This is a genomic window from Gloeocapsopsis sp. IPPAS B-1203, from assembly GCF_002749975.1.
Taxonomy (GTDB): domain Bacteria; phylum Cyanobacteriota; class Cyanobacteriia; order Cyanobacteriales; family Chroococcidiopsidaceae; genus Gloeocapsopsis.
Map to the genome: position 1 here is coordinate 325,300 of NZ_PEIG01000004.1, position 26,989 is coordinate 352,288.

Sequence of the window (26,989 nt, forward strand, 5' to 3'; positions counted from 1 at the left end):
TAATTGGTCAATGGTAATGGGTAATTACCGTTAATTGTCTACTACGTACGTCTTAATAAAATAAATCAAATCAACTCATACGCTAGACTGCCATTATCTCTAGCCATTAGTCACTAGCCACTCCAAAAAACTCATGTTTTCTCCCCAGTATCTCAGCGGTAACGACATTCGGCAAAAATTCCTCGATTTTTATGCACAACGAGGACATACCGTTTTGCCTAGTGCTTCTCTAGTACCTGAAGATCCTACTGTGCTGCTGACGATCGCGGGAATGCTACCATTTAAACCGATATTTCTCGGACAGCGATCGCCTGAATTTAAAAGAGCAACAACGTCTCAGAAGTGTATTCGTACCAATGATATCGAAAATGTTGGGCGGACTAAACGGCATCACACATTTTTTGAGATGCTGGGGAATTTTAGCTTTGGCGATTATTTTAAAGAACAAGCGATCGCCTGGGGTTGGGAAATCTCTACGGAAGTCTTTGGCTTACCTGCTGAACGTCTCGTTGTCAGTGTGTTTGAAGATGACGACGAGGCTTATGCGATTTGGCGCGATAAAATTGGCGTTCGGGAAACTCACATCAAACGCATGGGAGAGGATGATAACTTCTGGGCGTCAGGTCCTACAGGTCCGTGTGGTCCATGTTCAGAAATATACTATGATTTTCATCCAGAACGCGGGGATGACATTGATTTAGAAGATGACACGCGGTTTATCGAGTTTTACAACTTGGTGTTCATGCAGTACAACCGCGATGCTGATGGTAACTTAACACCACTCCAAAACAAAAATATTGATACAGGATTGGGTTTGGAACGCATGGCGCAGATTTTGCAACAGGTTCCAAATAACTATGAAACTGACTTGATCTTCCCGATTATTAAAACCGCAGCAGAAATTGCTGGAATTAACTACGCCAAGAGTGATGAAAAAACACAAGTATCTCTCAAAGTAATTGGAGATCACATTCGTGCAGTTGTCCACATGATCTCTGATGAAATTCATGCTTCTAATGTAGGACGCGGTTATGTCTTACGACGCTTGATTCGGCGAATTGTGCGTCACGGAAGATTAATTGGTATTGAAGGGGAATTTACAACACAAGTTGCAGAAAGTGCGATCGCGCTTGCTGAATCGGCTTACCCCGAAGTGCGTCAACAAGAAGATGCAATTCAAGCAGAACTACAACGAGAAGAATCGCGCTTCTTGAAAACTTTGGCGCGGGGTGAAGATTTACTAGCAGAAATCATCGAAAAAGTCAAGAAGGAAGGGAAAACTCAAATCGATGGGCGCGATGCGTTTACTTTATATGATACCTACGGCTTTCCACTCGAACTGACGCAAGAAATTGCAGCAGAACAAGATCTCACAGTGGATGAAGCTGGATACAACCAAGCGATGGAAGAACAACAAACGCGATCGCAAGAAGCCCACGAAACAATTGATTTAACGGTTCAAGGTTCGCTGGATAAACTAGCAGAAGAGATCAAGGTTACGGAGTTTGTTGGTTATACGCAGTTTTCTAGCCAAGGAGTTGTAGAAGCGATTTTACTCAATGGTGAAACTGTAGAGTCAGCTGAAGCTGGAACAGATGTCCAAGTCGTTCTTGATACAACACCATTTTATGCTGAATCAGGCGGACAAATTGGCGATCGCGGGTATATCAGTAGCGAGGATGCATTAGTAGAAGTGACAGACGTACAGCGCGAATCTGACTTTTATATCCATATTGGGCGGATTGTGCGGGGAACGTTACGTGCGGGAGATAAAGTCAACGCCCAAATTGATAGTGGATGTCGCCGTCGCGTACAAGCACATCATACAGCAACGCATTTATTGCAAGCAGCTTTAAAGAAAATTGTTGATGATTCGATTTCACAAGCAGGTTCTTTAGTAGCCTTTGATCGCCTGCGATTCGATTTTAACTGTCCGCGAGCGCTGACACCAGAGGAAGTACAAAAAGTTGAAGAACAAGTAAATTCGTGGATTACATGGGCGGTTCAAGCCGATGTTGCGATTATGTCATTAGCCGAAGCCAAAGCAAAAGGTGCGACCGCTATGTTTGGGGAAAAATACGGCGAACAAGTGCGTGTTTTAGATTTCCCTGGTGTATCGATGGAGTTATGTGGGGGAACACACGTCAGCAATACTGCAGAAATTGGCGTTTTTAAAATTATTTCTGAATCAGGCGTTGCTTCTGGAGTACGACGCATCGAAGCTGTAGCAGGTGCAGCAGTGTTGGATTACTTAAATGTCCGTGATAAAGTTGTGCGGGAACTAGGCGATCGCTTTAAAGCAAAACCCGAAGAACTCGGCGATCGCATCACTGGATTACAGAATGAACTGAAAAACACCCAAAAGCAACTTGAAAACCTCAAAGCAGAACTCGCGATCGCTAAATCTGATACGCTGTTATCGTCAGCCGAAGCGGTAGGCGAATCCAAAATCTTGGTTGCACAATTAGAAGGAGTCGATGCTGAAGCACTCAAAACCGCAGCCGAACGTTTATTGCAAAAACTCGGTAATGGTGCAGTTATTTTAGGTTCAGTTCCCGAAGCTGGAAAAGTCAGTTTAGTCGCTGCATTTAGTAAGCAAGTGAATAATCAAGGCTTACAAGCAGGGAAGTTTATCGGGGCGATCGCCAAAATCTGTGGTGGTGGTGGTGGTGGGCGTCCAAACCTCGCTCAAGCTGGTGGGCGCGATCCGAGTAAACTTCCTGAAGCATTAGAAAACGCCCGCGAACAACTGCGATCGTCTTTGAGTTCAATATAACAACTAGCTTGGCGAATGAATTCGCTGCTAGACAGACAAAGTCCACCTCCGTTGACTTACTCACCACAAATTCCTCTTAGTGTGCGGAGGGAGACACACTTTGTTTGAGTAGTCCCGACTTCAGTCGAAGGGTATCTAGATAATTCAGTTAGCCAATCACTTTATGTGGAGAACCGCTGATGTCACAAGTACAATCCACACTGTCAGAGGTCATTTATCCTGATAGTGACGGTCAACCAATGGCAGATAATACTAAACAATTCCGTTGGATTGTCACTATTAAAGAAGGGTTAGAGTGGTTATTTAAAGACGATCCTAATGTATTTGTTGCGGGTGACTTACTGTGGTATCCCATTGAAGGAAACAACGTAACTCGCGCTGCGCCAGATGCCATGATAGTCTTTGGTAGACCTAAAGGGGATAGAGGTTCTTATCAACAATGGAAAGAAGATAATATCGCACCACAAGTGGTGTTTGAAGTGCGATCGCCTGGTAATACCCAAACAGAGATGGATAAAAAGCTGGTATTTTATGACCGTCATGGTGTAGAAGAATATTACTTGTACGATCCTGATAAAGGCGATCTGAGTGGTTGGTTGCGTCGAGAAAATCGGCTAGATGTCATTGAACCGATCTTAGGTTGGGTGAGTCCGCGACTTGGTATTCGATTTGAGATGGCGGACACTGATCTTGTGCTGTATCGCCCCGATGGAGAAAGATTTGCGACTTATGTTGAGTTAGCAACTTCGCGGGAACAAGTTATGCAACAGTTAGAACAAGAAAAAGCCCGTTCTCAACAACTCGCAGCCAAACTCAGAGAATTAGGAATTAATCCTGAAGAATTAGAGTAGTAGGTAGTAATTTTTCATTACCCATTACCACTTACCAAAAACCAAGAGGAAAATATGGGACGCTTAAATCCATACACCCTACAAATGCAGATTACTCGAATGTTCGAGCAAGGGCAATCATTTTTTGCCACAACAAAAGTGCAGGATTGGTTAAAAGAACGCAATCAAAATCCAGCCGACTATGACATTATTTTTCATCAAAAACCTGCGCCTCCTGGTTCTCAAGAAGTCATTGCGATTGAAATCGAGTTGCGGCGTAAAGATGGACAACCTGTAGACCCTTGGTTGCAAGAACAAGCAAATTTACACGCTTAATTTCAAGTTGTTAGCTTTTAGCAATTAGCTCTTATAAATACAGCCATCTTACTAGAACATGAGAAATTTACTAGTAATTACTTTACTTACTGTACTCGGTGTTAGTGAATTAGTGTTCAGCACCCAAGCTGCATTATCTCAGATTAACATCCAAGTAGCCCAAGCCTCTCGTTGGCGATCGCTTGCCAAAATCTCATTAGCCCAAGCTAGGAAAACAGCAGAATCCGCAATAGGGGGTACTGCTAGCAGTGTGAATCTTGCTGATAGAAATGGTGGTTTAGTATATGAGGTGATTGTTGGTGATACAAGAGTGATCGTCGATGCTGGCAATGGTTTTGTTCTCTACTCAGAAAATATAACATTGGATAGCGAAAACAACGAAGGTGATGAAGATTCTTTTCGCCCGCGTAGTAGTGTGCAGATTCCTGATAGCTATGAATGAAATTCAGTCAGGATTAGGGTAATTGGTAATTGGTAATTGGTAATTGGTAATTGGAAGAGATTCACTTTAATAAAATCATTTTATGAGTTAGATGCAATTCAATTCAAAAGCGTAAGCGATGAACCTAATTTGGTTACTACTGCAAGCTTCTTGGGTAAATGTTGCGATCGCTGTGTTAACAGGTTTGATTAGCGGTGGTTGTAGCGCCCGTCTGATTGCACTCATCAATAGTGCTGTAAATGAGCAATCAACGAATAATCTCTTATGGTACTTTGTTGGGCTTGCAGTTGTTGCATTGTTAACTAGCGTTATTTCACAAGTTTTACTCATCAGCCTTGCTCAGGAAGCAGTTTATCATTTGCGGTTGCGTTTGAGTCGGGGAATTTTATCTTCTCCATTGCGACATTTAGAAGAACTTGGTGCGAGTCGTTTATTAGCAACTCTGACAGAAGATGTCCAAACACTATCTAATACAATATTTGTGATTCCCTTTGTATGCATAGATGTTGCGATCATTGCAGGATGCTTGATTTATCTCGGTTGGCTTTCGGGCGTCGTCTTTTTAATTGTCATTGTATTTTTGGGAATAGCGATCGCCAGTACGCAATTTCTGCTGACTCGTGCGCGGAAGTTTCTCTCGTTAGCGCGTGAAGAACAAGACAGGTTATTTAAACACTTTCGCGCCATCACGGACGGAGTCAAAGAACTCAAACTTCATGCTTTACGTCGTCAAGCATTTTTGTCAGATGAATTACAAATCAGTGCGGCGACATCTCGCGATCATAATTTGACAGCGTTTAAGACATTTGCGATCGCTACTGGTTGGGGAAATCTGCTTTTCTTTACCATTGTTGGTTTACTAATCTTTGCTCTTCCGCAATTAACTACTGTTTCTCCTGCGATACTCTCCGCCTATATTCTCACAATTACCTACTTACTCGTTCCCTTTCAGAACATTTTAGAAAGACTTCCAGCTTTGTTTCGTGCTAATGTTGCCTTACAGAAAGTTGAAAGAATGAAATTAGCTTTAGCAAGCCAGAAAGAAACAAACAACACAACAGAAATATCTACTACTAACTGGAATAAGCTAGAACTCGATCAAGTCACTCACACATACCGAGGTGAACAGGAAGATAGCAATTTTGTGTTAGGGGAACTCAGCTTAACATTGTATCCTGGTCAACTTGTGTTTATTGTTGGTGGTAATGGTAGTGGTAAATCAACGCTAGCCAAAATCATCACTGGGTTATATGTTCCAGAATCAGGCAAAATTCGTTTAGATAACAAACTCATCAACGAGGAAAATTTAGAGTGGTATCGGCAGCATTTTTCGGCAATTTTCTCTGATTTCTTTTTATTTGAGCGCTTATTGGGTATAGAAAATGCTTCCCTCGATCAACAAGCACAAGAGTATCTACAAAAACTTCATTTGAACACAAAAGTTCAAGTAAAAGATGGTTTACTTTCTACTACAGCACTATCACAAGGTCAGCGTAAACGCTTAGCATTACTGACAGTATTTTTAGAAGATCGTCCTATATATCTCTTTGATGAATGGGCGTCAGATCAAGATCCTTACTTTCGAGATATCTTCTACAAAGAACTATTATTAAACCTCAAAAAGCGCAATAAAACGATACTAGTTATTAGTCATGACGATCGCTATTTTCACTTAGCAGATCGGGTAATTAAGTTAGATTACGGTAAGGTAGAGTATGACAGTAGCTATGCCTAGTAAAATCTGTAAGCTAAACTAGCTACAATTAATTGCATCAATTCTAATATTAAATTTAGTCCTAATCTCTAGTTATGAATTAGTATTATGTCAAAACAACTTGAAGATATCTACAATTTTCTACCATTATCTGATTCTATTGCCACCGCAGGACAACCTACTACACAGCAATTTTCTGATATTAAAGCAGCAGGTTACGATGTTGTGATTAACCTTGCTTTACCAACCTCAACCAATGCTATAACCAATGAGCAACAAATAGTAGAAAATTTAGGAATAAAATATGTACACATTCCAGTCATTTGGGAGAAACCTACTTTAGAAGATATTGAGCGATTCTTTGCAGTGATGGAAGAAAACGCAGATAAAAATGTCTTTGTTCATTGTGCAATGAATATGCGAGTTTCAGCATTTGTGTACTTGTATCGCATTATTCACGAACAAACAAATATAGAAGAAGCCAAAAAAAGTTTATATCAAATTTGGCAACCGAATGAAACTTGGCAGCAATTTATTGAAAAGGTAATTGCATATTATCAAAAATAAATTCGTAATTCGAGTTAAATTGTGCGAACTACGAATTTATACATTCATATCCTTACAAAGCAGCAAAGTAAGCTTCTAAAGCTTCTGAACCACCAATCAATTTGCCATCAATAAATACTTGTGGTACTGTAGTTGCGCCTGCTACTGCCTGTAACGAGCGAGTTGTTACGTCTTGACCAAGGACAATCTCTTCATAGTCTAATCCGCGTTCTTGTAGCATTGATTTAGCACGAGAGCAGAAAGGACAACCAACTTTGGCAAATAGCGAGACTAATTGCGGTTTAGCAGCTTCTGGATTAATGTAAGTAAGCATCGTCTCAGAATCAGAGACTTTAAAAGGATCGCCAGGCTCTTCTGGTTCGATAAACATTTTTTCAATAACGGCATCCTTTACTAACATCGAATAGCGCCAGGAACGTTTACCAAAGCCTAAATCTGTTTTATCAACTAGCATTCCCATTCCTTCGGTAAATATTCCATTACCATCGGGAATCATTTTGATATTCTCTGCTTCTTGATGCTTTGCCCATTCGTTCATTACAAAAGCATCATTGACAGAAACACAAACTATGTCATCTACACCATTTTCGTAAAAAGCTTTTGCCATTTGGTTGTAGCCAGGAAGATGAGTTGACGAACAAGTGGGAGTAAATGCACCTGGTAAGGCAAATACAACAACTGTCTTACCATTAAACAAATCATCAGTTGTGATATCAACCCACTCACTATTCTGACGAGTACGAAAAGTGCAACTAGGAACCCTTTGTCCTTCTCGGTTTGACAACATCAATAAAAATTCCTTTACAAATTGCAACAATTGCAGCGTACTCATCACGAGTATGGTTTGTCAAGAGGACATTGAGGAAGTGTTCTCTATTAGTCATTTAGTCATTATCTTCTAACTTTCTTGAATCATCTAACAGTGGGAGCCTAATGACAAAAGTTGAGCCTTGCCCTTCTCCTGCACTGTAGGCATGGATAGTACCATTGTGGAGTTCGACGAGATGTTGCGCGATCGCAAGTCCTAAACCTAATCCACCAGCTAAACCAGATTCGGCTTGATGAAAGCGATCAAAAATATGGGGAAGGAACTCAGCCGAGATGCCAATACCTGTATCAGTGATGGTGATTTGGGCGATTTGGGTAATTGGTAATTGGTAATTGGTAATTGGTAATTGGTTGGTATCACTACATATTACTTCTAACTTCACTGCTATCTGTCCTTGTTCTGGGGTAAATTTAATCGCATTGGTGAGGAGATTGCAGATGACTTGTTGCAGGCGATCGGCATCAGCTAGAACAGAGACGCTTGTAAGTGCTGGTTCAGTAAGTTTTGCAAATTCTACATGAATGTTTTTCGCGATCGCCGCAGTCAAGACTGCGGCGATCGCTGTTTCAATGACCGCTGCGAGTTCGACTGGCTGAGGATGCAAACGTAGTTTACCTGCACTGATGCGGGAAATATCGAGCAAGTCTTGCACCAATTTAGCTTGCAGCGTGGCGTTACGTTCGATCGTATCCAATGCTTTGGTCAACATCGACAAATTGGGGGGATTGCTGCGTAGCAAGCGCGTCCAACCGAGAATTGACACCAAGGGAGTATTCAGTTCGTGCGAAATCGTTGATAGCAGTTCATCCTTTTGGCGGAGCGTAGTTCTTGCCTCATGAAGTGCAACAGATCGCTGTTTTGCCGTTTGGAGATGGGCATTGACGCGAGACACGAGTTCCTGTGCTGAGAAGGGTTTGATTAAGTAGTCGTCTGCACCCGCTTCTAGTCCTGCGACGATCGCTTCTTCTCCTGCACGCGCAGATAGCAAAATAATCGGAATTTCTCTAGTACGCGGATCAGATCGCAAGGCTTGCAGCAATTCAAAGCCGTCTAAGTTTGGCATCATCACATCGCTGAGAATCAAATCTGGAAGTTGTGCTTGCACCGATGACAGCGCTGCAGCTCCGTCTGCAACGGCTGTGACTTGAGCGTGTTTGCTCAAGATGCGAGTGAGGTAATCGCGTATATCTGGATTGTCATCCACTAAAAGGATGCGAGCCGTTTGAGAATTTTGAGTTAAAGAGTTTTTTTCTAACTCAGAACTCAATACCGAAAACTCAACACTCGCCGCTTCAGTGGGAAGCCAAAGTTCTGCCTCTTGCACGTAAGCAGTTGCCCCGACTGAGGTTGACGTGAGCGTGCGCGATGCTTTGATTTGCTCCTGCGGCAAGTGTTCTACTCCAAAAGGCAGCGTAATTGTAAAACAACTTCCTTGTCCAAGCGTACTGCTGACGTTAATGATTCCACCTTGTAATTGCACCAGTTCATGCACGAGCGCTAAGCCGATGCCAGAGCCTTCGTGCGATCGCGCTGCGTGGGCTTTGCTCAATCGCGCTTGATAGAATCGCTCAAACAAATGCGGCAATTCTTCCGGCGCAATTCCTGTACCAGTATCTTGAACCTCAAAAATAACGTGATGATCGACGGGATGGAGGCTAACTCTGATTTCACCGTTTAGCGTGAACTTAAACGCATTCGAGATCAGATTCAGAACAATCTTTTCCCACATTTCGCGATCAACATACACAGGTTCAGGCAATGGTAGACAATCCACAATTAGCCGTAAACCTGCTTGCTCGATCGCCGAACGAAATACTGAAGCTAACTCACTTGTGAACGCTGCTAAATCCGTCGGTTCGTAAACCGCTTCTATTCGCCCAGATTCAATTCGAGAGAAGTCAAGCAAGGTATTGACCAGCTTTAGTAAGCGCAGGCTGTTGCGGTGAGTAAGTTCTAGGCGTTCTCGATGAATAGGTGGCAAAGTGCGATCGCTTAACGCATCTTCCAAGGGAGCTAATAGCAGCGTCAGCGGTGTACGAAATTCGTGAGAGACGTTGCTGAAAAATGTAGTTTTAGCGCGAGCGAGTTCTGCCAGCGATTCAGCCCGTTGGCGTTCTTGTTCGCGCTCAGATTGTTCTCGCACTCGCTGAAGTTCCGATTCGCGTAACGCTGCTTCAGCGCGGGCGCGTTCAATGGCAGCCCAGATACGTTCGCTGGCTTGCTCCAGCAGCACCCGCTCGGACTCGTTCCAGTAACGGGGTGTGGCTACGGCGCACACCAGCGCCCAGATGACTTGGTGTTGCCCCTTTCGCAGCGACACAACCAGCAGCGATCGTATGTGTAACTGGTCCAGCAGTGCCTTCTCGGAGTCTGAGAAGTCGGGGTCGCTGGCTACATCGTGGATGACCATCGGCTGGGTTGCAAGCTGTCGCATCGTTTCGGGGTAGTCCGACAGCCGATAGATGCCCGACATCGGCGGTAGATCCGGACGGTGATATTCCGGACCGACTGTGGAGATGCCCTGCTGCTCGAATACTTCGCTGAGCCAGACGCGATCGAGGTGCAGATGTTCAGCGAGCATCCGGACTGCTCGGTTCGCGACGGAGTCCGCATCGGGTTCTGCACGCAGCGCGTCGCTAAATTTCAGCAGAAATGCCTGCTGCTCTTCGGTTCGTTTGCGATCGCTGATATCGTTGAACACCACGGCAACTTGACGGTTCCCTTCACCGCCGATCCGCGAGGCATAGACGGTATACCAACGGTCAACGGATGCCGTATAGTATTCGGTACGCCTTCCTCTGCCGGAAATCACGACATCAATGTAGAAGTCAAGCAACTGCTGTTCAAAATTGGGAACGACTTCCAACAGCGTCCTGCCGACTGCATCGGTTAGACCAGTTTGTTGCTCCCAAACTGGATTCGTTTCCACAATCCGAAAATCAGCGGGATGACCTGACTCGTCAGGAATCATTTCTAGCAGGGTAAAGCCTTCGTCGATCGAGGTGAATAGCGTTCGATATTTAGCTTCCGACGTGCGTAAACTCTGTTCGGCTTTCACACGTTCGACCGCTGCCCAGGTGCGATCAGCGGTTTCCTCTAGCAGCGTGATTTCGTCGGGCACTGGCTTGTGAGGACGGTCAAAGTGTACCAGGAAGTAGGCAACCATCCGACCAGACTTCACCAGCGGCGTGATCATGAAGGCGCAGAATCCAGAGGCGGCGAAAGTGGCTTTCTGCTCAGGTGTGAGATCGTCATCAATCCGCACGTCTTCACGGCTGATGGTCTGACCCTCGCGGACTCGATCGAGTCCTGATGGATCGAAGTCGAGCCAATTGAAGGTGATTCCGAAAAGTGAGTAAGTTTCCTCAGATTTATCCTCCGCCATGACGGTGCAAGTCACATCGTCCTCGTGCTTCTCCAGATAGGCAACCCGAATCGCACCCAGATGCGTTCTCAGAATCCGGCTGGCTTCGCGCTGGATCGCCAAGGGGTCAGCGATCGGTCGCAGCGCATCGCTCAACTTGAGTAGAAACGCCTGCCGCTCCTGGTTCTTCCGCTCCGCCTCCTCAGCGAGGTGCAGTTCGGTCACTCTGGTAACTTGGTGAATGATAGCGGTGATCTGACCAGAGGCGTTGAGCAACGGCGCGTTGATCGCCAGCCACCAATGCGGCTCGAACCCGCCGTCAGGAGTCACAATGTCATATCGCGTCCGCTCCATCGCGTCCGGTCGTCGTGAGGTCAGAACGCGATCAAGGGAGAGTGCAAGCGCCTCCGACCCATGATCGCCTGGGCGGTTCGGATCGTCGGTGAAGACATCAAACAGCCTGCGTCCGATCAGTCCTTCGGGCGTGGTCAGGGTGGCGGCGAAATAGGCTTCGTTCGCGGCGGTAATCGTAAAATCGGGTGGGTTCGCTTCCAGCACCATGAACGGAACTGGCGATGCCGCGAACAGTGCGGCGAATTTCTCCTCGCTCTCGCGCAGGGCTGCTTCGGCGCGGGCGCGTTCGATACGCGGGAAGATGCGCGTGGAAATTTCTTGTAAAAGTTCGATTTCGTCCGCCTGCCAATCACGCGGTTCGATGGTTGTAACGGCGATATAACCCTTCCAACGTCCGTCGCGTAGGAATGGAACGGCAACTACGCCGCCGATGTTCAATTGGGCGTAATTTTCCGCGTTCACCCGCTCGTCCGTCGCCGTATCGCAGACAATGAAATTTTCTCCGGCACGACCGAGGCGGCTGAGTTCTTCGTCCACATACTCTTCAAACCGGAAAGTTTGTTTCAGACTCGGAACTGCCGATACTGTCCAGCCGTGATTCCCAGTTATTTCGCCTTTGGCTTCGTCCACATCCGCAAAAACGCAGCCCGAAAGCCCAAGAAATTCGCTGAGGCGTTTGCCAACTGCCTGAAAAATCTCTTCCGGTGCGGACAGACGCGCCAAATCTTTGCCGACCACATTGAGAAAAGCAAGGTTCGCTTCGCGGCGTTTGCGATCGGTGATGTCAAGCGTGGAGAGCAGAAAACCGTCTTCCACTTTGGCGGCGGTCTGTAAAAACCAGCCGTCGAATTGTTCGTGGGCGTAGTGATGTTCCTGCATCTCAGCAACGCCAGTCTCCGTTACTTGTTTGAACTTTTCAAACAGCCCAGTTTCGATGACCGCCGGGTTTTCCGTGAGCATTCGCTTGCCCGCCATCTCGCCCCAACAGTCGTTCCACTGCTTGTTGGTCAGCAGCCACTCGAAATCAACGATGTCGCCGCGCTCGTCGCGCACGGCTTTGAATAACTGGATGAATTGCAGCGAATTGTCGAACATCGTCCGCCAGAGTCGGTTCGCTCTTTTTATTTCTTGTTCCGATTGTCTGCGATCGCTGATGTCGTTGAACACGACGGCGACCTGACGACTGTCCGCACCACCGAACCGCGAGATGTAAGCCGAATACCACCGTCGTGTATCTTCGTTGTAGTTTTCGATGCGGGTTGGTTCGCCCGTCTGCACCACGCTGTGATAAGCTTCGAGCCAGTGAGGTTCTGTGTTCGAGGCAATCTCGCTACCCAACTTGCCCACCACATTTTTGAGTCCCGACTGCCGCTCGAAGACTTGATTGACTTCCAGAAAGCGGTAATCAATCACATTGTCCGCCTCGTCGTAAATCGTTTCGAGCAGGCAGAAGCCTTCGTCGATTGAATCAAACAGCGATCGATATTTCGCTTCCGACTCGCGTAGAGCAATTTCGGCTTCAATGGTGTCCGTATTGTCGATCGTCACGCCCACATGACCGAGATAAACGCCATCGGCATTAAAGAGCGGTTGGGCATAATTGTCGTGCCATCGCCACACCCCGTCATGCCGCCGAATGCGGTTGCGGTTGTGCCAGGGTCGCTGTTCGCGGACTGCTGCCAAATAATCAGCAATGTAAAGTTCAGCATCGTCTGGATGAATTAAATCATGCCAACCCTCCCCGCGAATCTGCTCTGCATTCTTGCCCGTGAAATCCAGGAAATATTGATTGAGGAAACGATTATTACCCTGCGCATCGTTATACCAAATCAGAGCAGGTGCCGTGTTCGCCAGCGTGCGAAATCGTTCCTCAGACTCACGCAATGCTTCTTCACTACGTTTGCGATCGGTGATGTCGTAGGAAACTGCAAGCACCGCATAAATCTCGCCATTTTCAGCCCGCAGCGGCGTTCCGCGTGAGATGTAGGTGCGAGCGTGGGCATAGTGTTCTTGCTCAAACGGCTCGCCTGCAAGAGCTTTACGGTACAGCACCTCATAATTCGCGGCTAATTCGGGTGGCAGTACTTCAAAAATCGTCTGCCCGACGAAATCTTCCGGTTTGAATCCGGCGATCGCCAATGCTTCTCCTTGGGCTAGCAAATAGCGCAAATCGCGATCGACAACAAAAGCTGCCCCACCAGGCAGATTCTCAATCATTGCCCGCAAGCGTGTTTCCCTCTCCCGCGCAAACTCTTCAGCACGTTTACGTTCAATAACCTCAACTTCTAGTTGGGCATTCTTCGCCAACAATTCTTGAGTTTGTTGCTGTTTCAAAAACAGGGCAGCCGCTGTAAAATCTGCCAGACTCGTCATCACTCGCACATCTTCCGAGTCAAAGTGTCGCGCTTGATCGTGCGACATAATCCAGATTGTGCCGAGCGCATGGTTATCCGCAATCAGCGGCAATACTAAGCCTTCGACAATTGGGGTATTAGCTGCTTGAAAGTAGGTGAAATACCGTTCGGGATGGGCAAAAAGTACAGGTGTGCCGCGATCAAGACAAACTCCACAAGGGCTAAAGTTACGGGAGCTAGTACCACCGACGTATTGTGCTAATGTTCCGGCTAATACAGTCCAGCGAAATTCTTTGCCATCAGCCGTGGTTTCCAGCAAGCTGACGCCTGCAGTTTCGGCAGTGCATAAATCGAGCGCCATGTCAACTAAACTTTGGAGCATTGTTTCCGGCTGATTGACTAGCTGCCGTGCTAAGGTATGCATTGCCTGATTTTCCGCCTGCCAGTTGGGGGGACGGGGCGAACGCCTTGACAACTCCTCGGTAATCAAAACATCGTCTAATGTGACAGTTTCAGGTTGTGGTCGTTGCATAGCACTTGTCGCTCCGGCTGGCAAGAATTTTATTCACTAGCGATTGAAATAATCAAAGATTCGCGTCAATATGCGAGTACCCTCAATTTGACTCTATTTCCCTTGTTGTAAAGCAGCAAGGCGTTCTCTAACGCTGGGCGATCGAAATCCTAAGACAATATCTTGAGGCGCAATGCCAAGCTCAATCAATTCTCGGTCGATAAAAATTTCGGTGCTGTTGTGTTGAATCCAGACTTTGCCGTCAATCAGGTCGAGGTGCATAGCACAACCGTATATGCGGTAATCGCCACGCCAGCCATTATGCATTACCAGATAGCGATCGCGCTTTTCGTCAAAAATCAACTGGGCTTCCGAATCGTCAGCAGCAAAATCTTGTAGGAAACCACGCACAATTTGGCGATATTGGTTCACTCGATCCATTGCTCAATCACCTCCCTATCTGGATTGTAAATAATCAAGCGAACGTCATAGCGGTCTATCGCTGTTTTTGCTAGCTCGAAACGCAAAAAAGTTTGATGTACATCTTTAGGAACTGCTAGATAAAGAATGCGATTTGGCTCTTCTGACGCTTCCAAGGCAATGCGATAGTTCAAGAATTGACCGAGGGCGGTATGAAATTCAGAAATGGCAGAACTATTAGTAAAACTTTTCACTTCAACTGCAATTTTACGTTCTGCTTTTTCGGCAGCAATCGCTTCTTCGGCGGCAAGATCAATATAAATATCAGCAATGCCATAGCGTAGGCGATAGGGGTCGTGAGTGATTATCCAACCATCTTTTTGCAACGCCAGCTTAACAGTATCGTGAAAAACGTCTTTTGCCATCTTGCTGGCTCAAACTAATGGCAGCGTGACGGTAAAAGTTGCCCCGCATCCTTCGCCTTCACTCGCTACCTCGATTGTACCGTGGTGCAATTCGACTAAGTAACGCGCGATCGCAAGTCCAATGCCGACACCTCCTGGTGAATGACGACTGGGGACTTCGGCTTGACAAAAGCAATCAAAGACATAAGGGAGAAAGTTAGGGGAAATGCCAATGCCAGTATCTTTGACTTGGATTTGAGCGTAATGGGTAATGGGTAATGGGTAATGGGTAATTGGTAATGGGTAATTGGTAATGGGTAATTGGTAATGGGTAATTGGTGATTGGTGATTTCTCTTAGCCCTTATTATTGATAAACTAATCTCTACTTGTTCTCCTGAAGGCGTAAATTTGATGGCATTAGACAACAAATTGGTGATGATTTGGTTGAGGCGATCGCCATCTCCTAAAACTGTTACTTGTGTAGTATCAGGGATCTTCTCAACCAGTTGAATTTGCTTTACCTGAGCAGTTTGACGCAGCGTTGTCACAACTTCTTTGATCAGAGGGACAAGACTGACTGGTTGAGGCTGTAATTTTAACTTTCCAGCGAGAATGCTAGAAACATCCAACAAATCTTGCACCAATTTTGCCTCAATTGTGGCATTGCGCTCGATCGATGTTAATGCGCGAGTCATTGTGTTTTGGTCAAAAGGTTTGGCAAGTAACAAACGTGCCCAAGCAAGAATCGCTGCTAGAGGAGCGTGCAGTTCATGCGTCACAGTCATGAGAAACTGATCTTTAAAGCGGTTAGTAGATTGCGCTTGGCGCAGTCGTGACATTTGTAGTTGCGCTTCTACACGGGCAAGGAGTTCGCAAGCTGAGAAGGGCTTGATTAGGTAATCATCTGCACCTGCTGCTAATCCTTCTATGGTCGCTTTTTCTCCTGCTCTTGCTGACAAAAGAATTATTGGAATACTTTTTGTTTGCGGGTCAGCCCGCAGCGTTTGCAGCAATTGAAATCCGTCTTTCTCCGGCATCATTACATCACTGAGAATGAGGTCGGGCGGTTGTTGTTGAATTTGTGCGAGGGCGATCGCACCATTTGCTGCTGTATCCACCTGCCATCGTTGACTCAATAACCGCTGCACATATTCGCGCATATCTGCATTGTCATCGACTAATAGAACGCGAGCCGTTTGAGAGTTTTGAGCTTTGAATTTTGAGTTTTGAGTTAAAGAGTTTGCTTCTAACTCAGAACTCAACACTGAGAACTCAACACTTGCGTCTTCAATGGGGAGCCAAAATTCTGCCTCTTGCACATAAGGTGTAGCACTGATCGCCGTTGCATTTATGGTACGAGTTGCTTTAATTTGTTCAGGAGGAAGATGGGCATATCCGGTCGGAATCGACACTCGAAAGCAACTGCCTTCTCCCTCTACACTGCTGACCTGAACTTTGCCACCATGCAGTTTCACCAATTCCTGCACTAGCGATAAGCCAATTCCCGATCCTTCAAATGTGCGTCCCTGTGCCCCTTTCACTCGGTGGAACCGCTCAAACAAATGGGGAATTTCTGCTGCTGGAATACCAATACCCGTGTCTTTTACCGCTAGCTCAACCTGATGATCGACTTGAGCAAGGCGAACGGTAATCTCACCTGTAAATGTGAACTTGAAAGCGTTTGAAAGCAGATTAAAGACAATCTTTTCCCACATCTGGCGATCGACATAGATTGGCTCAGTTAAAGGAGGACAATCGACCACCAAGCGCAATTTCGCCTTCTCGATCGCTGAGCGAAACACCGAAGCTAGTTCAGCCGTAAACGTTGCCAGATCGGTCGGTTCGTAAACTGCGGATAAGCGATCGCTCTCAATCCGTGAGAAATCTAACAGCGTGTTCACGAGCTTGAGTAGACGCAAACCATTGCGCTGCATGATTTCGAGCCGTTGCTGTTGAGGAGGGGGTAATGGATTATCTTGATCTGCCAAAGCATCCTCAGCAGGACCCAGCATTAAGGTGAGTGGTGTGCGAAATTCATGGCTAACGTTGCTAAAGAAAGCTGTTTTGGCGCGATCGAGTTCTGCTAATGCCTCCGCCCGTTTACGCTCCTCCTCGTAGCTGCGAACCGTTGCAATGGAACTTTCAACTTGTTGAGCCACCAGTTCGAGAAATGAGCGGTATTCGGAATTGAACGGCAGGCGGGGGCTGATTCCGGCAACCAGCAGACATTCCACCTGTTCCTTGTTGCCCGATAGGATCGGGAGAATGAAAGCAGAATGAGGATTTTCTGCCCACGGTCCTCCTGGTAATGCACAGACGCGATCGACTACATCGGTCATCAGTTGTGGTTCACGGCTCTGGAACACCTCAGCCAGCCGCCACTTTGAATCATTCGAGGACAGCGCAATCGTTGGGGGTGCAGCGGCACTGTCTGGGGTTAGCCCACTTGCAGCCACCAGTTCTGCTAAATTGCCCTGGAAATTGACCTGATAGAACAAGGCAAAGGGAATATCGTAGGGGTTGAGCGTATCAGCGGCGGCGAGACAGGCGGACTGTAGTGTTTTTGCCCCACTAACCGCCGTGGCTAACTCTCGCAGCATTGTCAAGCGACGTTGACTAATTACTTGCTGGGTGGTTTCAGTTATGGTAGCGAATATCCCCCTGCTCTTGCCCGTCTCATCGCGCGCAGAGCTATAGCAGTAGGTGAAATAGGCTTCCTCCAGGTAGCTAAAGCGCAAGACGAGCTGAGGTTGATCTTTCACAAAGAAGGCTTCACCCGTGTTTCTGACACCCTCACACATCGACGAAAACTGGTCATCCCACACTTCTGTCCACGTCTCGCGGAGGGGTTGTCCCAGGGCATGAGGGTGATATGCCCCATAGATGGGAATTAGGGCATCGTTGTAAAACTGGATGTAGTCCTCTCCCCAGTAAATGGCTTGGGGAAAGCGCGATGCTAGTATTGTGCTTACGAGAGTCTTCAGGGTTGGCGACCAGTTCTCGACTGGACCTAGGGAAGTGTTCGACCAATCGTGCGATCGCATCAATGCTGCCATCTCGCTACCACCTGCAAAAATCGTTTCAGTGGATCGACTGGTTCCGAGTTCAGGCATCATCGTTATACCTCGTCCTCAACAATGGAGAAATAGAGAGTTTTGAATTTTGAATTGAAGAAAATAACTCATAACTCAAAACTCATAACTCACCCCTCACAGCAAAACGGTATCAGAACTTTCTGCCTGCTAGTTGAGCTACCATTTCAATTAACTCACTAGGTTGAGCTAGCTTGTGTAAATGCGATTCAAATCCTGCTGCCAGTGCTTTGTCGCGATCTTCTCCAAGATAAGCCGTTAGTGCTGCTGCCGGAATATGCCATCCTTGAAGAGCCTCCATTTCTCTTACTTTACGAATCAAGCTGTATCCATCTTCATCCGGCATCCGAATGTCGCTCACTAAAACATCTGGATGAAATTGTTCTAGTACCTCCAATGCTGCTGCTGTGCTGGCAACTGCTGTCACACAAATTCCATGCGACTCCAGAACAGCGCTGATAAATTCCCGTGCATCAGCTTCGTCCTCTACCACAAGAACCTGTAATCCGTCAAGTAATTTTGGGACTACCATTGGAGGAGTCTGTATGACTATTTGTAGTTCCTCATTAAGTTGATTAACTTGTTTGTACTCACTAATGTCATGCACGCTGATATGTAATGCTGCGATTACACCAAAACGATCGCGAGTGCTTGCTACTTTTAATTGAGCTAAGAATGGTTCGCCATATCTTGGGCAGAGGTTTGTTTCCCAACTTTGTATATTACTTTGAGACAAATGGTTGAGAAAAGTACGAAACGCAGGGCGATCGCTTGGGGCGACAAACACAGCCAATGGTTTACGGATCAGATATGCTTGTGGGACATTGAGTAAAGAGGCGATCGCTGAATTGGCTTCTAAAATTAATCCAGTAGCATCGGTGACTAAATAAGCGTCTGGGCAAAACTGGAACAAATTGTAATAATGCTTACGTTCTGCATAAACTTGTTGATTTTGTTGAAGCAACTGATCTTCAACTACATCTAATGCTTCCAAACTCGTTCGCATTTCCTCTTGTAGCAACTGAAGATTTGCTATAGCAGCAGACATATTCTCCAAAACTTCCAGAACTTGTTGCTGTTGCGGTGAGGATAACTGCATGACATAATCAAGCAGCACTGCCATCTGCTGATGAAATTCTTGCACGTACTGTCTAAACTGCTCGTCACTCATATGATGTCTGATGCTGCCTATCCACTGGCTGCTATAATTTCTAGTTTATTGACACTCCCCCGACTCCACTGTCGTTAAAGTCAGGGGATTCTTCATTCATCCAGTCCACTTATCTGCTAGATTCTCACCTAGCAAACAGAGGTTGGTCTGTCCTGAAGCGTTAATTCCCGTTTGCCCAACGGTACTCGAATTCAAAACAATGCCTGCTATGTTCAATCCTTTAACCAAGATGTTCACAGCAGCGTTTTCGTCTCTGTCAATAACTAGCTGGCACTTAGAATTAGGGCAAATATGGGTACGCACAGATAAAGTCTTCTTTACCCTCGTACCGCAGCCCGAACAATCTTGACTAGTATATTGTGGTGGTACTGCTACGACAGGACGTTTATATAGCATCCCGTAGCGTTCTATCCAACCAGTAAACTGAGTCCAAGCGGCATCTGATATTGACTTTGACAGTTTGCGGTTTTTGACTAATTTTTTGACATTCAACTTCTCATACGCAATGAAATTGCTAGATTCCAATAACGCCTTTGCCGTCTTTACTACAAAGTCTTTACGCCTGCGTTGTACCGTTAAATGTTTTTTACCCAACCGCTTACACGCTTTTTTGTAATTATTTGACTGTTTGACCTTTTCTCCTTTCTTTTTGGGTTTGCGAAACTTGCTTGAAACACGACGTTGTACTCTTTTTAAAGCTCTCTCGGCTTTCCTTAAATATCTTGGGTTCTCTATCGAAGAGCCGTCACTAGCTGTATAAAACTTGGACAAGCCGACATCAATCCCTAAGCACTTTCCCGTCGTCGGGTTAATACTTATATTTCGCTCTACAGCTACGCAAAATTGACAATAATAACCATCGCTGCGACGAACAATCCTGACTCGCTTAATTGCCTTTAAATGGTAAAAGTTCAAATCGTAGCTTCCTACTAACTTGAACGTCCCTGCTTTGAATTTATCGGTAAAAGTAATTCGTTTTCTATCAGGACTTAGTTTCCAACCAGCAACTTTATATTCGACTGAGCGATTATTCTTTTGAAACTTAGGGAAACCAATATTTCCAGGTATTTTAGCTTTGCAATTCTCATAGTAACGACGAATTGCAGACATCGCTCTTTCTGACGCTGCTTGTGCGCTTGATGATTCTAACTTTCCTGCCCATTCCCATTCTGGATTATGTCTAACTCTAGTTGCTTCGGCGTTGACTTCGGATAGTTTAACCGCTCGACCCTGTCCGAATGCATTCGGGCAGGAACGCGTGCGGTCGCCTTCCGCGACTTTATATCCATCCATCCAAAACCCAAGGCATTTATTCCGCACAAACTGAAAAGTCCGAATCATCTCATCGACGATTCGGTATTGAATTTCTTTTCCTTTCAATTTGAATTCTAGAGTTATCATATATTTTATGATACCCTAGTTCTCACAGGTGGTTGATCTGTGTGACGGCGGTTAAAACTGCTGCGTTGCGTTTCCTCCCCCAATTGAAAGATGAGGGCGTATCATAGCTTCCGTCCCATTCGGTGAAATATTTGATAAACGATTCGTAATTTGTCATTAATTTAGCTAAATGAGAGACTACGAATTACTAAACTGCGTCTTTTGGTATACAGATGCTAACTCGTGTTGAGTGCATTCGAGTTCAACACAAGTACTCTTTAGTGCAACTTTTGTTTGCTCAAGTGTTTCAGAAACTTTACTTAATTGTGCAATTGTGTCTTCAAGTTCTGCTGCTTGTGAGATGCGATCGCTAACATCAATAAATGTCAAATTGACTCCCAATAGATGTTTGTTATGGTTGAAGACGGGGGCGATAGTAATGTCTAAGTATTTTATGCCGTCTGCAACGATCCACTCAACATTCTTCAAAGTAACTGGACGGCGATCGCGGTATATTGATTTCATTGCCGCACACTTACCTACCAACTTTCCTGGTTCTAGTTCTTTAAAAGAACGCTGCCAATCGTCTAAGGTTAATTTGAATAAGACATTTGCTTGCATATTGACCATGACTAGGCGATCGTTTAAATCTACTGCTAGTTGAGCAAAAGGGCTTGTTTCGTACGCCGTCTGCCAAATGTAGCTTTGATTTGCTACTGTATCGAGTGCTTGATTCTTACCTGACTTGGGTGTAATTAAGAGGTGATCTCTCAACTCCAAGTTTAATCCTTTATTATAAATTTGATGCTTTAAGTTGACTGGGGTGAAAACTTGTCTGCGGGTGGCTAATGATTCTGCTTTACCCAAGAACAGAAAACCACTATCTTTTAGAGCAAAATGAAAGCGCACTAGAAGACTTGCTTGAGTTTCTGGATTGAAATACATATAAGGCATTACGGCACGCTAGTAAATCAATCTTAGACATTGGTGCATCTTCAGCTAAATTGTGATGACCAATAACAACTATACGGCGTAGCTTGTGGTGAAAAACATAGCCTTGTGGTGTTTGCTCAAAGTATTTCTCGCGTAAATTGGAGGGAATTTCTGCTACTTCTGTAGCACTGTATGTGGCAAGACGTGCTTGTTTTATGGCAGCTTTATCTATATCCGTTGCATAGAACTGAACTCGCTGTAAGCACGATTCAATACCTAAAGCTTCGGCAAACAATATAACTAGGCTATACACTTCTTGCCCAGAAGCACAAGCCGCACTCCATACTCGAATTGATTCATCGGGCTGTTTATTAGCTATCATCTTAAAAATAATGTCGCTTGCTAGATATTCCCAAGCATCGCGATCGCGAAAAAAACAGGTGACATTAATTAAAACATCGTTCAAAAGAGCTAAATACTCCTCAGAATGACTTTGCAAATACTGCAAGTAGAATTGATAATTCGTAACATTAATGTTGTGCATGCGATGAGCAAACCGCCGCTGCAAGGTAGGATGCTTATAGCCTAGTCAAGTCACAACCTCGGTTATTTTTGAGGTAGTCTAACAAAGCTGCAAATTCGCGCTCATTTTGGGGCTGGTTCATCTGCAGTTAAATCAAGCAGTTCTTAAGTACGAACATTTAAACGACAAATTACACCTATGCAATTCTGATAAAATTTCGTGTTTATTTCATCTACTAAATGAAATAAACTAAGCTATGTTAAGCAATCTGCTAAATTTATTCAGCAAGATAGATACCTTGTAAGTAAGTGGGTGCAAATAAACGTAATTAAAAGGTTGGTAACTGGTCATTGGTCATTGGTAATTGGTAACTGGTAACTGGATAATTGAGAAAATACTTATTAAGAATCACCCATTACCCATTACCTATTACCGACTTTAACAAGTGTAATATTTAATTATGTCCACCTACTTATAACTTTTTCCAGCTTAGTCATTATTTAAGTATATCTTAATCTTTTTTCTCATTCTTTCATTGCTTTGAGTCAACAATGCACAGATTTTTATCTGGAAGGCTTCTATTTTTCATTAATGATTTTTCTTAATGAATTGTGATTTACTGCAACTCTTTCTAAAATTGGGATAAATTAGAACCACGCCTCTTTTAAGCGAAAGATCAGAAATAATATGAGTAAGTGTAACGGATAAAAGCTGTAGAACCAACGTGCTTTAGCTCCCTTTTGGTGATTAATAAAATGAAGAAATACTGGAGTAACTACTGCGGGTAGTTGAAAGATATTCGACAGGGCGATCGCATCAACTAAATGCAACCCAATCCACACTAACCACCAATGAATATTTGGTGTAAATAATGATAGCAAGCACATTGCAGCAACGCCATAAGCACCATACTCAACTCGGAGTAATTCTGCTGATACACTTCCCAAAATCCAAATTAAGTATTTATAATCTCGCCACTTCCGACCTAATCGTAGAGTCATCAACCCTAGCGACAGTGTAAATAGAATATTGAATCTCGTTCCTGATAAAGTAAGGGTATGTAGCGGTTGACTTAATATACCTAAGAGTACAAGTCTTTTTAAATATCGGGGAAAGCTGCGTGTATATTTTTCTCCCTGGGCTAGTAACCAAGCAAACAGTGGAAAACTCAGACGCCCAATAACTCGAAAAACGAAAACTTGAGGAAAAAAAACCAAGCCTACATGGTCGATTACCATAAAAATCGCAGCTAGCAATTTGATTTGATAGTTATTAAGCTGCAATTTCAACTTTCTAGTACCAACACGATTACTTAATACAGATTTGACTTAAAATACTAATCGCTCTTAATTACGGGCAATTAGGCATCCTAAGAGCAATTCATGACTTTATCTGCTTTCATTTTAAACAACTTCAATAAAAGTAGACATGACTCTGTGCTTTAAAGCAAATGGCGAACCTGATTTAAACGCAATTCCTGATTGGCTAGCTGTAGAATTTTCGTTTGCAGCTAAAGAACCTTACTTTTATAGCGTATGCGTTGTCCCCGAAATTGCTGATGTCGCATTAATTTTAGGAACTTTAGAACACGATGACACACCAGCAGGATGGATCGCACATTTACACGATTTAGGCTTCGAGGAGGTTGTGCAAGTATCTTGCAGTGAGTTTTTTAGTCCCCGGGCGGATCGCGATCGCTAATATCATTATGCATTCTGACGCGGAAAAACTATTGACGTGGTACAACAACCACAAGCGACGCTTACCCTGGCGTGAAGAAATCAATGTGTATCACACTTGGGTGAGTGAAGTGATGAGTCAACAAACAGTGTTGGCTGTCGTTGTTACCAAGTTCTCTGAATTTATCAAACAGTTGCCTACAGTTTACGATCTTGCCGAGTGTGATGAAGAGACATTACGTCAACTTTGGTCAGGATTAGGCTATTATGCGCGGGCGCGGAACTTGCAAAAAGGCGCACAAATGATTGTAGAACAGCTTCACGGTCGTTTTCCGCAATCTTATGAGGAATGGTTAAAAATTCCTGGTTGTGGTGTTTATACCGCAGCTGCGATCGCCAGCATCTGTTATCACGAAAAAGTTGCGTGTGTTGATGGTAATGTTATCCGTGTTGTCAGTCGTTTACTCGCGTTATCCGATGTATGGAGTAAATCAGGACAATCAATAATTCAAGATTATGTCAATAATATTATTCCTGCAGAACGTCCTGGCGATTTTAATCAAGCCATAATGGAATTAGGGGCGACCATCTGTCGTAAATCAAAGCCTCTATGCGATCAATGTCCTTTACAGAAACATTGTCTCGCATTTACTAATAATTGTATTGCCCAGTGTCCACCCAAAAAACCGCGACGTACTTCAGTTCATATTGAGTTGTTTGCATTGATTATTTGGCACAAAGAAACTAATACATTTGCTTTTGTAAAACGAACAAAAGGGTTTTTGAAAGATACTATTGGTTTTCCCTTAGTGAGTGAAGACAAAGTAATAGAATTAGAAAGTATTTTATACTCGCTATCAATACAAATTTCTAAACCAACTGACAATTTTTCTCATACTATTACTCATCATCGTATTTCTGGCAGAGTTTTCATTGTGCAAGTAATAGAAGAATATAGTGATTCTGCACTGATTCTGCAAACATTAGGTTTCTCAGCGCCTATCTACTGGGTAAAAAGAAGTGACATAATAGAAAAACTTGCTACCACACTAGACAAAAAAGTCTTTCAACTATTTTTAATGCAAAATCAGTAGCGATCGCCTCCCTTACTATAACTCTTGGATTCAAGAAGTTCTTTTTATTCTATTCAGCAACAGTATTTAAAATTCTACTTTTACTTCACTTGTGTGGAATAATTAATGTAATAAATAATTGAGCTACTACTGGAATTTTGTAGCTTATTGGAGGCTGGTAAATTGGTAGTCTCAATCCAAGGTTTATTTGAAACGCACTTAACTGTAAAGCACCTCGATACATCAATTGCGTTCTATCGTGATACAGTTGGGCTTGAACTAGCTTACGTGTTGCCAGAACGTCAATTGCGTTCTATCGTGATACAGTTGGGCTTGAACTAGCTTACGTGTTGCCAGAACGTCATGTTGCTTTCTTTTGGATTGGGGGGCATGGGCAAGCGATGCTTGGCTTATGGGAAATCGGCTTTGCTCCAAACTCAATGCAATTACATCTAGCGTTCGCAAGCACCATTGAAGAAATACTTGCTGCACCCTCTTCATTACAAGCTGCTGGAATTATCCCAAAAGGCTTTTACGGAGAACCTGTTGAAGAACCGGTAGTTATTGGCTGGATGCCTGCGTTGTCAATCTACTTTACTGATCCAGATGGACATTTACTAGAATACCTTGCCATGCTACCAGAGGTACCACGTCCCGAACTCGGAGTTGTCTCTTTGAGTGAGTGGAAAGCAACACAACGGTTACAATAGTACAACTTGGCGATCGCTCCATTCATCTCACAGTTAAACACTAGAGTTCTAAAAAAAAAGGCTATTTAAATATCCTACGTATAGCAGTCATATAAAAAGTTTCAGTACAATAATAAAACACAGCGGTGGTAGATAGTCTTTGCAACTTACTGATAACTCTGGCACGTTCATGCACAGCTTAATCAATAGACCTCCTGCGTGAATACTGGGCGAATAAATTCGCACCTAAATAAACAAAGTCCACCTCCGTGGACTTACTACTAAAAATCTCATTTTAGTGTACGAAGGTACACTTTGCCTGGATAGCCCCGAAGGGAGTCGTAGGGCATCTACGATTCATGCAGGAGGTCTAGTATGCAAAGAGCGCAATAGTTGATCTGTAACACCGAGAAGTTCATGAACAGAGTTTGGAGTCAATTGTGCAGCTTTAAAGCCATGAGCGATGGCATTACGCAAGGAAGAAGTATTTCTCAATAAGTCATACTCAGTTTTAGAAATTACACCCTCAGTTACTAATTGTTTTAATAAGTAAGCTGGATCGAATCCTTGTAAGCTCAATCCTTCCCTTTGTGCTAATAGCCTCAATGTCGCCTCAGCTAAAGCCCAAGCATAAAGGATAGCTGATTCAGGATGTTTATCTGCAAGTTCTTTTGCTACTTCCACCCGTGATGCTATTTCCTGTTCTTGAAGCGATCCCTCTATCTGAGTAGAGTGTATTGAGTCATTTGGATTAGTCATTACCAACTCAAATCTCCAACCAGGGTGTTTCTCAATTTCTTGAGCTAAGTAGCGTAAACTTTGGGCGGAGGAAGCATTAAGTGAAAAGCGTGATTTAACTTCAACAACAACTTTCTCTTCTCCTCGCTGTGCTACCATGTCAGGCTGATAGCCCCTAAGAAAGTCAGGCAATTCCTCAAGCTGTGGTTGAAACAGGACTTGATAACCTTTCTCACGATACTCTTGTGCTATTTTGAGTAAGCGTTCCCTTTCAAGATTTGCAGCCGATACCATCAGGTAATTACCTCCTGGTCTGGAGCATCCATTATGACAATATGCAGGAACTCATTGCCACGAGCAAAGCCTTCTGCCAGTGTCGAAGTCATATTCTCTATTTTAAAGTTACCTGATAAATCTCTTTTCCTGACTAAGACATCTGTTACCTGTTCATCGTCAACGTAAGCTAAACCAATAATTGCATCTTGAATCGGCTTGACTATGTTGTCTACATCAATTGCAATTGAGTCATAGAAGTAAGTCACTTGAAGCATAACCAACCCAGTGGTTATTTTTTGCTTAGATGACCAAAACTTCTCTGCTTCTTGCCGAACATAGATTTTCCATTCCCTTAGCCTTTCGCGTCTACGAGTTTGTTGGGATACTGGTGGACCGTCTACTATGAACTCAAACCTGATCAAAGTTTCCTTGCCAGAACTGAGAAACTACCTTTTCTAGACCTCAGTTCACTGATTGTATTGTTTAATAGACAATTATTTTACATAGCTAAGGTGCACATTCTATGCTATCTG

22 protein-coding genes are annotated in these 26,989 nt (G+C 44.3%); 10 read left to right on the forward strand and 12 right to left on the reverse strand.

The annotated features are described in order from the left end of the window. The first annotated feature begins 133 nt into the window (after positions 1 to 133). The 6 genes from alaS to CSQ79_RS09615 all read left to right on the forward strand — a co-directional run bounded on the left by alaS (position 134) and on the right by CSQ79_RS09615 (position 6,665). Positions 134 to 2,776, forward strand: a complete 2,643-nt coding sequence (gene alaS, locus CSQ79_RS09590) for an alanine--tRNA ligase (protein ID WP_099700959.1) — start codon at positions 134 to 136, stop codon at positions 2,774 to 2,776. 176 nt (positions 2,777 to 2,952) lie between these two features. Then, positions 2,953 to 3,627, forward strand: coding sequence for a Uma2 family endonuclease (locus CSQ79_RS09595; protein WP_099700960.1), 675 nt, complete (start codon positions 2,953 to 2,955; stop codon positions 3,625 to 3,627). Positions 3,628 to 3,681: 54 nt separating this feature from the next. Then, positions 3,682 to 3,942 (forward strand): hypothetical protein, encoded by a 261-nt coding sequence (locus tag CSQ79_RS09600; protein ID WP_099700961.1) that lies wholly within the window; start codon positions 3,682 to 3,684, stop codon positions 3,940 to 3,942. A gap of 58 nt (positions 3,943 to 4,000) precedes the next feature. After that, positions 4,001 to 4,384: a PepSY domain-containing protein gene (locus tag CSQ79_RS09605; protein WP_099700962.1), complete on the forward strand. Its 384-nt coding sequence runs from the start codon at positions 4,001 to 4,003 to the stop codon at positions 4,382 to 4,384. Between the two features lie 118 nt (positions 4,385 to 4,502). Further along, positions 4,503 to 6,119 carry a cyclic peptide export ABC transporter gene (locus tag CSQ79_RS09610; protein ID WP_099700963.1) on the forward strand — a complete coding sequence of 539 codons (1,617 nt, stop codon included), beginning with the start codon at positions 4,503 to 4,505 and terminating at the stop codon, positions 6,117 to 6,119. Positions 6,120 to 6,206: 87 nt separating this feature from the next. Next, positions 6,207 to 6,665, forward strand: a complete 459-nt coding sequence (locus CSQ79_RS09615; RefSeq protein ID WP_099700964.1) for a protein tyrosine phosphatase family protein — start codon at positions 6,207 to 6,209, stop codon at positions 6,663 to 6,665. 52 nt (positions 6,666 to 6,717) lie between these two features. Here CSQ79_RS09615 and CSQ79_RS09620 read toward each other — a convergent pair whose 3' ends face one another. The 10 genes from CSQ79_RS09620 to CSQ79_RS09660 form a co-directional block, all read right to left on the reverse strand. Beyond that, positions 6,718 to 7,452 carry a glutathione peroxidase gene (locus tag CSQ79_RS09620; RefSeq protein ID WP_099701030.1) on the reverse strand — a complete coding sequence of 245 codons (735 nt, stop codon included), beginning with the start codon at positions 7,450 to 7,452 and terminating at the stop codon, positions 6,718 to 6,720. Between the two features lie 97 nt (positions 7,453 to 7,549). Beyond that, on the reverse strand, positions 7,550 to 14,098 hold the full coding sequence (locus CSQ79_RS09625) for an ATP-binding protein (protein WP_099700965.1): 6,549 nt from the start codon (positions 14,096 to 14,098) through the stop codon (positions 7,550 to 7,552). Positions 14,099 to 14,191: 93 nt separating this feature from the next. After that, the gene (locus tag CSQ79_RS09630; RefSeq protein WP_099700966.1) at positions 14,192 to 14,518 is read right to left on the reverse strand and encodes a XisI protein; all 327 of its coding nucleotides are present in this window, start codon (positions 14,516 to 14,518) and stop codon (positions 14,192 to 14,194) included. Continuing rightward, positions 14,506 to 14,922 (reverse strand): element excision factor XisH family protein, encoded by a 417-nt coding sequence (locus tag CSQ79_RS09635; protein ID WP_099700967.1) that lies wholly within the window; start codon positions 14,920 to 14,922, stop codon positions 14,506 to 14,508. The genes CSQ79_RS09630 and CSQ79_RS09635 overlap by 13 nt, the downstream gene beginning before the upstream one ends. A 9-nt stretch (positions 14,923 to 14,931) precedes the next feature. Then, the gene (locus tag CSQ79_RS09640; RefSeq protein WP_099700968.1) at positions 14,932 to 18,018 is read right to left on the reverse strand and encodes a hybrid sensor histidine kinase/response regulator; all 3,087 of its coding nucleotides are present in this window, start codon (positions 18,016 to 18,018) and stop codon (positions 14,932 to 14,934) included. A gap of 109 nt (positions 18,019 to 18,127) precedes the next feature. Beyond that, positions 18,128 to 19,165, reverse strand: coding sequence for a response regulator (locus CSQ79_RS09645; protein ID WP_099700969.1), 1,038 nt, complete (start codon positions 19,163 to 19,165; stop codon positions 18,128 to 18,130). Positions 19,166 to 19,261: 96 nt separating this feature from the next. Further along, the gene (locus tag CSQ79_RS09650) at positions 19,262 to 20,566 is read right to left on the reverse strand and encodes an RNA-guided endonuclease InsQ/TnpB family protein (protein WP_099700970.1); all 1,305 of its coding nucleotides are present in this window, start codon (positions 20,564 to 20,566) and stop codon (positions 19,262 to 19,264) included. 177 nt (positions 20,567 to 20,743) lie between these two features. Beyond that, positions 20,744 to 21,499, reverse strand: a complete 756-nt coding sequence (locus CSQ79_RS27615; RefSeq protein ID WP_289500984.1) for a CheR family methyltransferase — start codon at positions 21,497 to 21,499, stop codon at positions 20,744 to 20,746. Continuing rightward, positions 21,426 to 21,944, reverse strand: a complete 519-nt coding sequence (locus CSQ79_RS27620) for a CheR family methyltransferase (RefSeq protein WP_289500985.1) — start codon at positions 21,942 to 21,944, stop codon at positions 21,426 to 21,428. The genes CSQ79_RS27615 and CSQ79_RS27620 overlap by 74 nt, the downstream gene beginning before the upstream one ends. Before the next feature lie 704 nt (positions 21,945 to 22,648). Next, complete coding sequence (locus CSQ79_RS09660; RefSeq protein ID WP_289500987.1) at positions 22,649 to 23,290, reverse strand: TraX family protein; 642 nt, start codon at positions 23,288 to 23,290, stop codon at positions 22,649 to 22,651. Positions 23,291 to 23,429: 139 nt separating this feature from the next. Here CSQ79_RS09660 and CSQ79_RS09665 point away from each other — a divergent pair, with 139 nt between their 5' ends. The 4 genes from CSQ79_RS09665 (at position 23,430) to CSQ79_RS09675 (ending at position 25,463) form a co-directional block, all read left to right on the forward strand. Then, complete coding sequence (locus CSQ79_RS09665) at positions 23,430 to 23,702, forward strand: hypothetical protein (RefSeq protein WP_099700971.1); 273 nt, start codon at positions 23,430 to 23,432, stop codon at positions 23,700 to 23,702. Then, complete coding sequence (locus CSQ79_RS09670; RefSeq protein WP_289500989.1) at positions 23,665 to 24,774, forward strand: A/G-specific adenine glycosylase; 1,110 nt, start codon at positions 23,665 to 23,667, stop codon at positions 24,772 to 24,774. Before CSQ79_RS09665 ends, CSQ79_RS09670 begins: the two co-directional genes overlap by 38 nt. Before the next feature lie 162 nt (positions 24,775 to 24,936). Further along, positions 24,937 to 25,095, forward strand: a complete 159-nt coding sequence (locus tag CSQ79_RS27625) for a VOC family protein (RefSeq protein WP_289500991.1) — start codon at positions 24,937 to 24,939, stop codon at positions 25,093 to 25,095. Between the two features lie 5 nt (positions 25,096 to 25,100). Further along, the gene (locus CSQ79_RS09675) at positions 25,101 to 25,463 is read left to right on the forward strand and encodes a VOC family protein (protein WP_289500992.1); all 363 of its coding nucleotides are present in this window, start codon (positions 25,101 to 25,103) and stop codon (positions 25,461 to 25,463) included. Between the two features lie 336 nt (positions 25,464 to 25,799). On the opposite strand, the gene CSQ79_RS09680 is transcribed toward CSQ79_RS09675, so the two are convergent. Beyond that, the gene (locus CSQ79_RS09680; RefSeq protein ID WP_099700973.1) at positions 25,800 to 26,474 is read right to left on the reverse strand and encodes a hypothetical protein; all 675 of its coding nucleotides are present in this window, start codon (positions 26,472 to 26,474) and stop codon (positions 25,800 to 25,802) included. After that, positions 26,474 to 26,878: a RusA family crossover junction endodeoxyribonuclease gene (locus CSQ79_RS09685; RefSeq protein ID WP_289500993.1), complete on the reverse strand. Its 405-nt coding sequence runs from the start codon at positions 26,876 to 26,878 to the stop codon at positions 26,474 to 26,476. Before CSQ79_RS09685 ends, CSQ79_RS09680 begins: the two co-directional genes overlap by 1 nt. Between the last annotated feature and the right edge of the window lie 111 nt (positions 26,879 to 26,989).

What these genes read in the sequence shown, in the direction of transcription:
- CSQ79_RS27615 (WP_289500984.1), bottom strand. Translation starts at nt 21,499, where the DNA reads ATGCCTTATATGTATTTCAATCCAGAAACTCAAGCAAGTCTTCTAGTG.
- CSQ79_RS09680 (WP_099700973.1), bottom strand. Translation starts at nt 26,474, where the DNA reads ATGGTATCGGCTGCAAATCTTGAAAGGGAACGCTTACTCAAAATAGCA.
- CSQ79_RS09650 (WP_099700970.1), bottom strand. Translation starts at nt 20,566, where the DNA reads ATGATAACTCTAGAATTCAAATTGAAAGGAAAAGAAATTCAATACCGA.
- CSQ79_RS09605 (WP_099700962.1), top strand. Translation starts at nt 4,001, where the DNA reads ATGAGAAATTTACTAGTAATTACTTTACTTACTGTACTCGGTGTTAGT.
- CSQ79_RS09630 (WP_099700966.1), bottom strand. Translation starts at nt 14,518, where the DNA reads ATGGATCGAGTGAACCAATATCGCCAAATTGTGCGTGGTTTCCTACAA.
- alaS (WP_099700959.1), top strand. Translation starts at nt 134, where the DNA reads ATGTTTTCTCCCCAGTATCTCAGCGGTAACGACATTCGGCAAAAATTC.
- CSQ79_RS09600 (WP_099700961.1), top strand. Translation starts at nt 3,682, where the DNA reads ATGGGACGCTTAAATCCATACACCCTACAAATGCAGATTACTCGAATG.
- CSQ79_RS09665 (WP_099700971.1), top strand. Translation starts at nt 23,430, where the DNA reads ATGACTCTGTGCTTTAAAGCAAATGGCGAACCTGATTTAAACGCAATT.
- CSQ79_RS09640 (WP_099700968.1), bottom strand. Translation starts at nt 18,018, where the DNA reads ATGATGCCTGAACTCGGAACCAGTCGATCCACTGAAACGATTTTTGCA.
- CSQ79_RS09625 (WP_099700965.1), bottom strand. Translation starts at nt 14,098, where the DNA reads ATGCAACGACCACAACCTGAAACTGTCACATTAGACGATGTTTTGATT.
- CSQ79_RS09635 (WP_099700967.1), bottom strand. Translation starts at nt 14,922, where the DNA reads ATGGCAAAAGACGTTTTTCACGATACTGTTAAGCTGGCGTTGCAAAAA.
- CSQ79_RS09645 (WP_099700969.1), bottom strand. Translation starts at nt 19,165, where the DNA reads ATGAGTGACGAGCAGTTTAGACAGTACGTGCAAGAATTTCATCAGCAG.
- CSQ79_RS09615 (WP_099700964.1), top strand. Translation starts at nt 6,207, where the DNA reads ATGTCAAAACAACTTGAAGATATCTACAATTTTCTACCATTATCTGAT.
- CSQ79_RS09610 (WP_099700963.1), top strand. Translation starts at nt 4,503, where the DNA reads ATGAACCTAATTTGGTTACTACTGCAAGCTTCTTGGGTAAATGTTGCG.
- CSQ79_RS09620 (WP_099701030.1), bottom strand. Translation starts at nt 7,452, where the DNA reads ATGTTGTCAAACCGAGAAGGACAAAGGGTTCCTAGTTGCACTTTTCGT.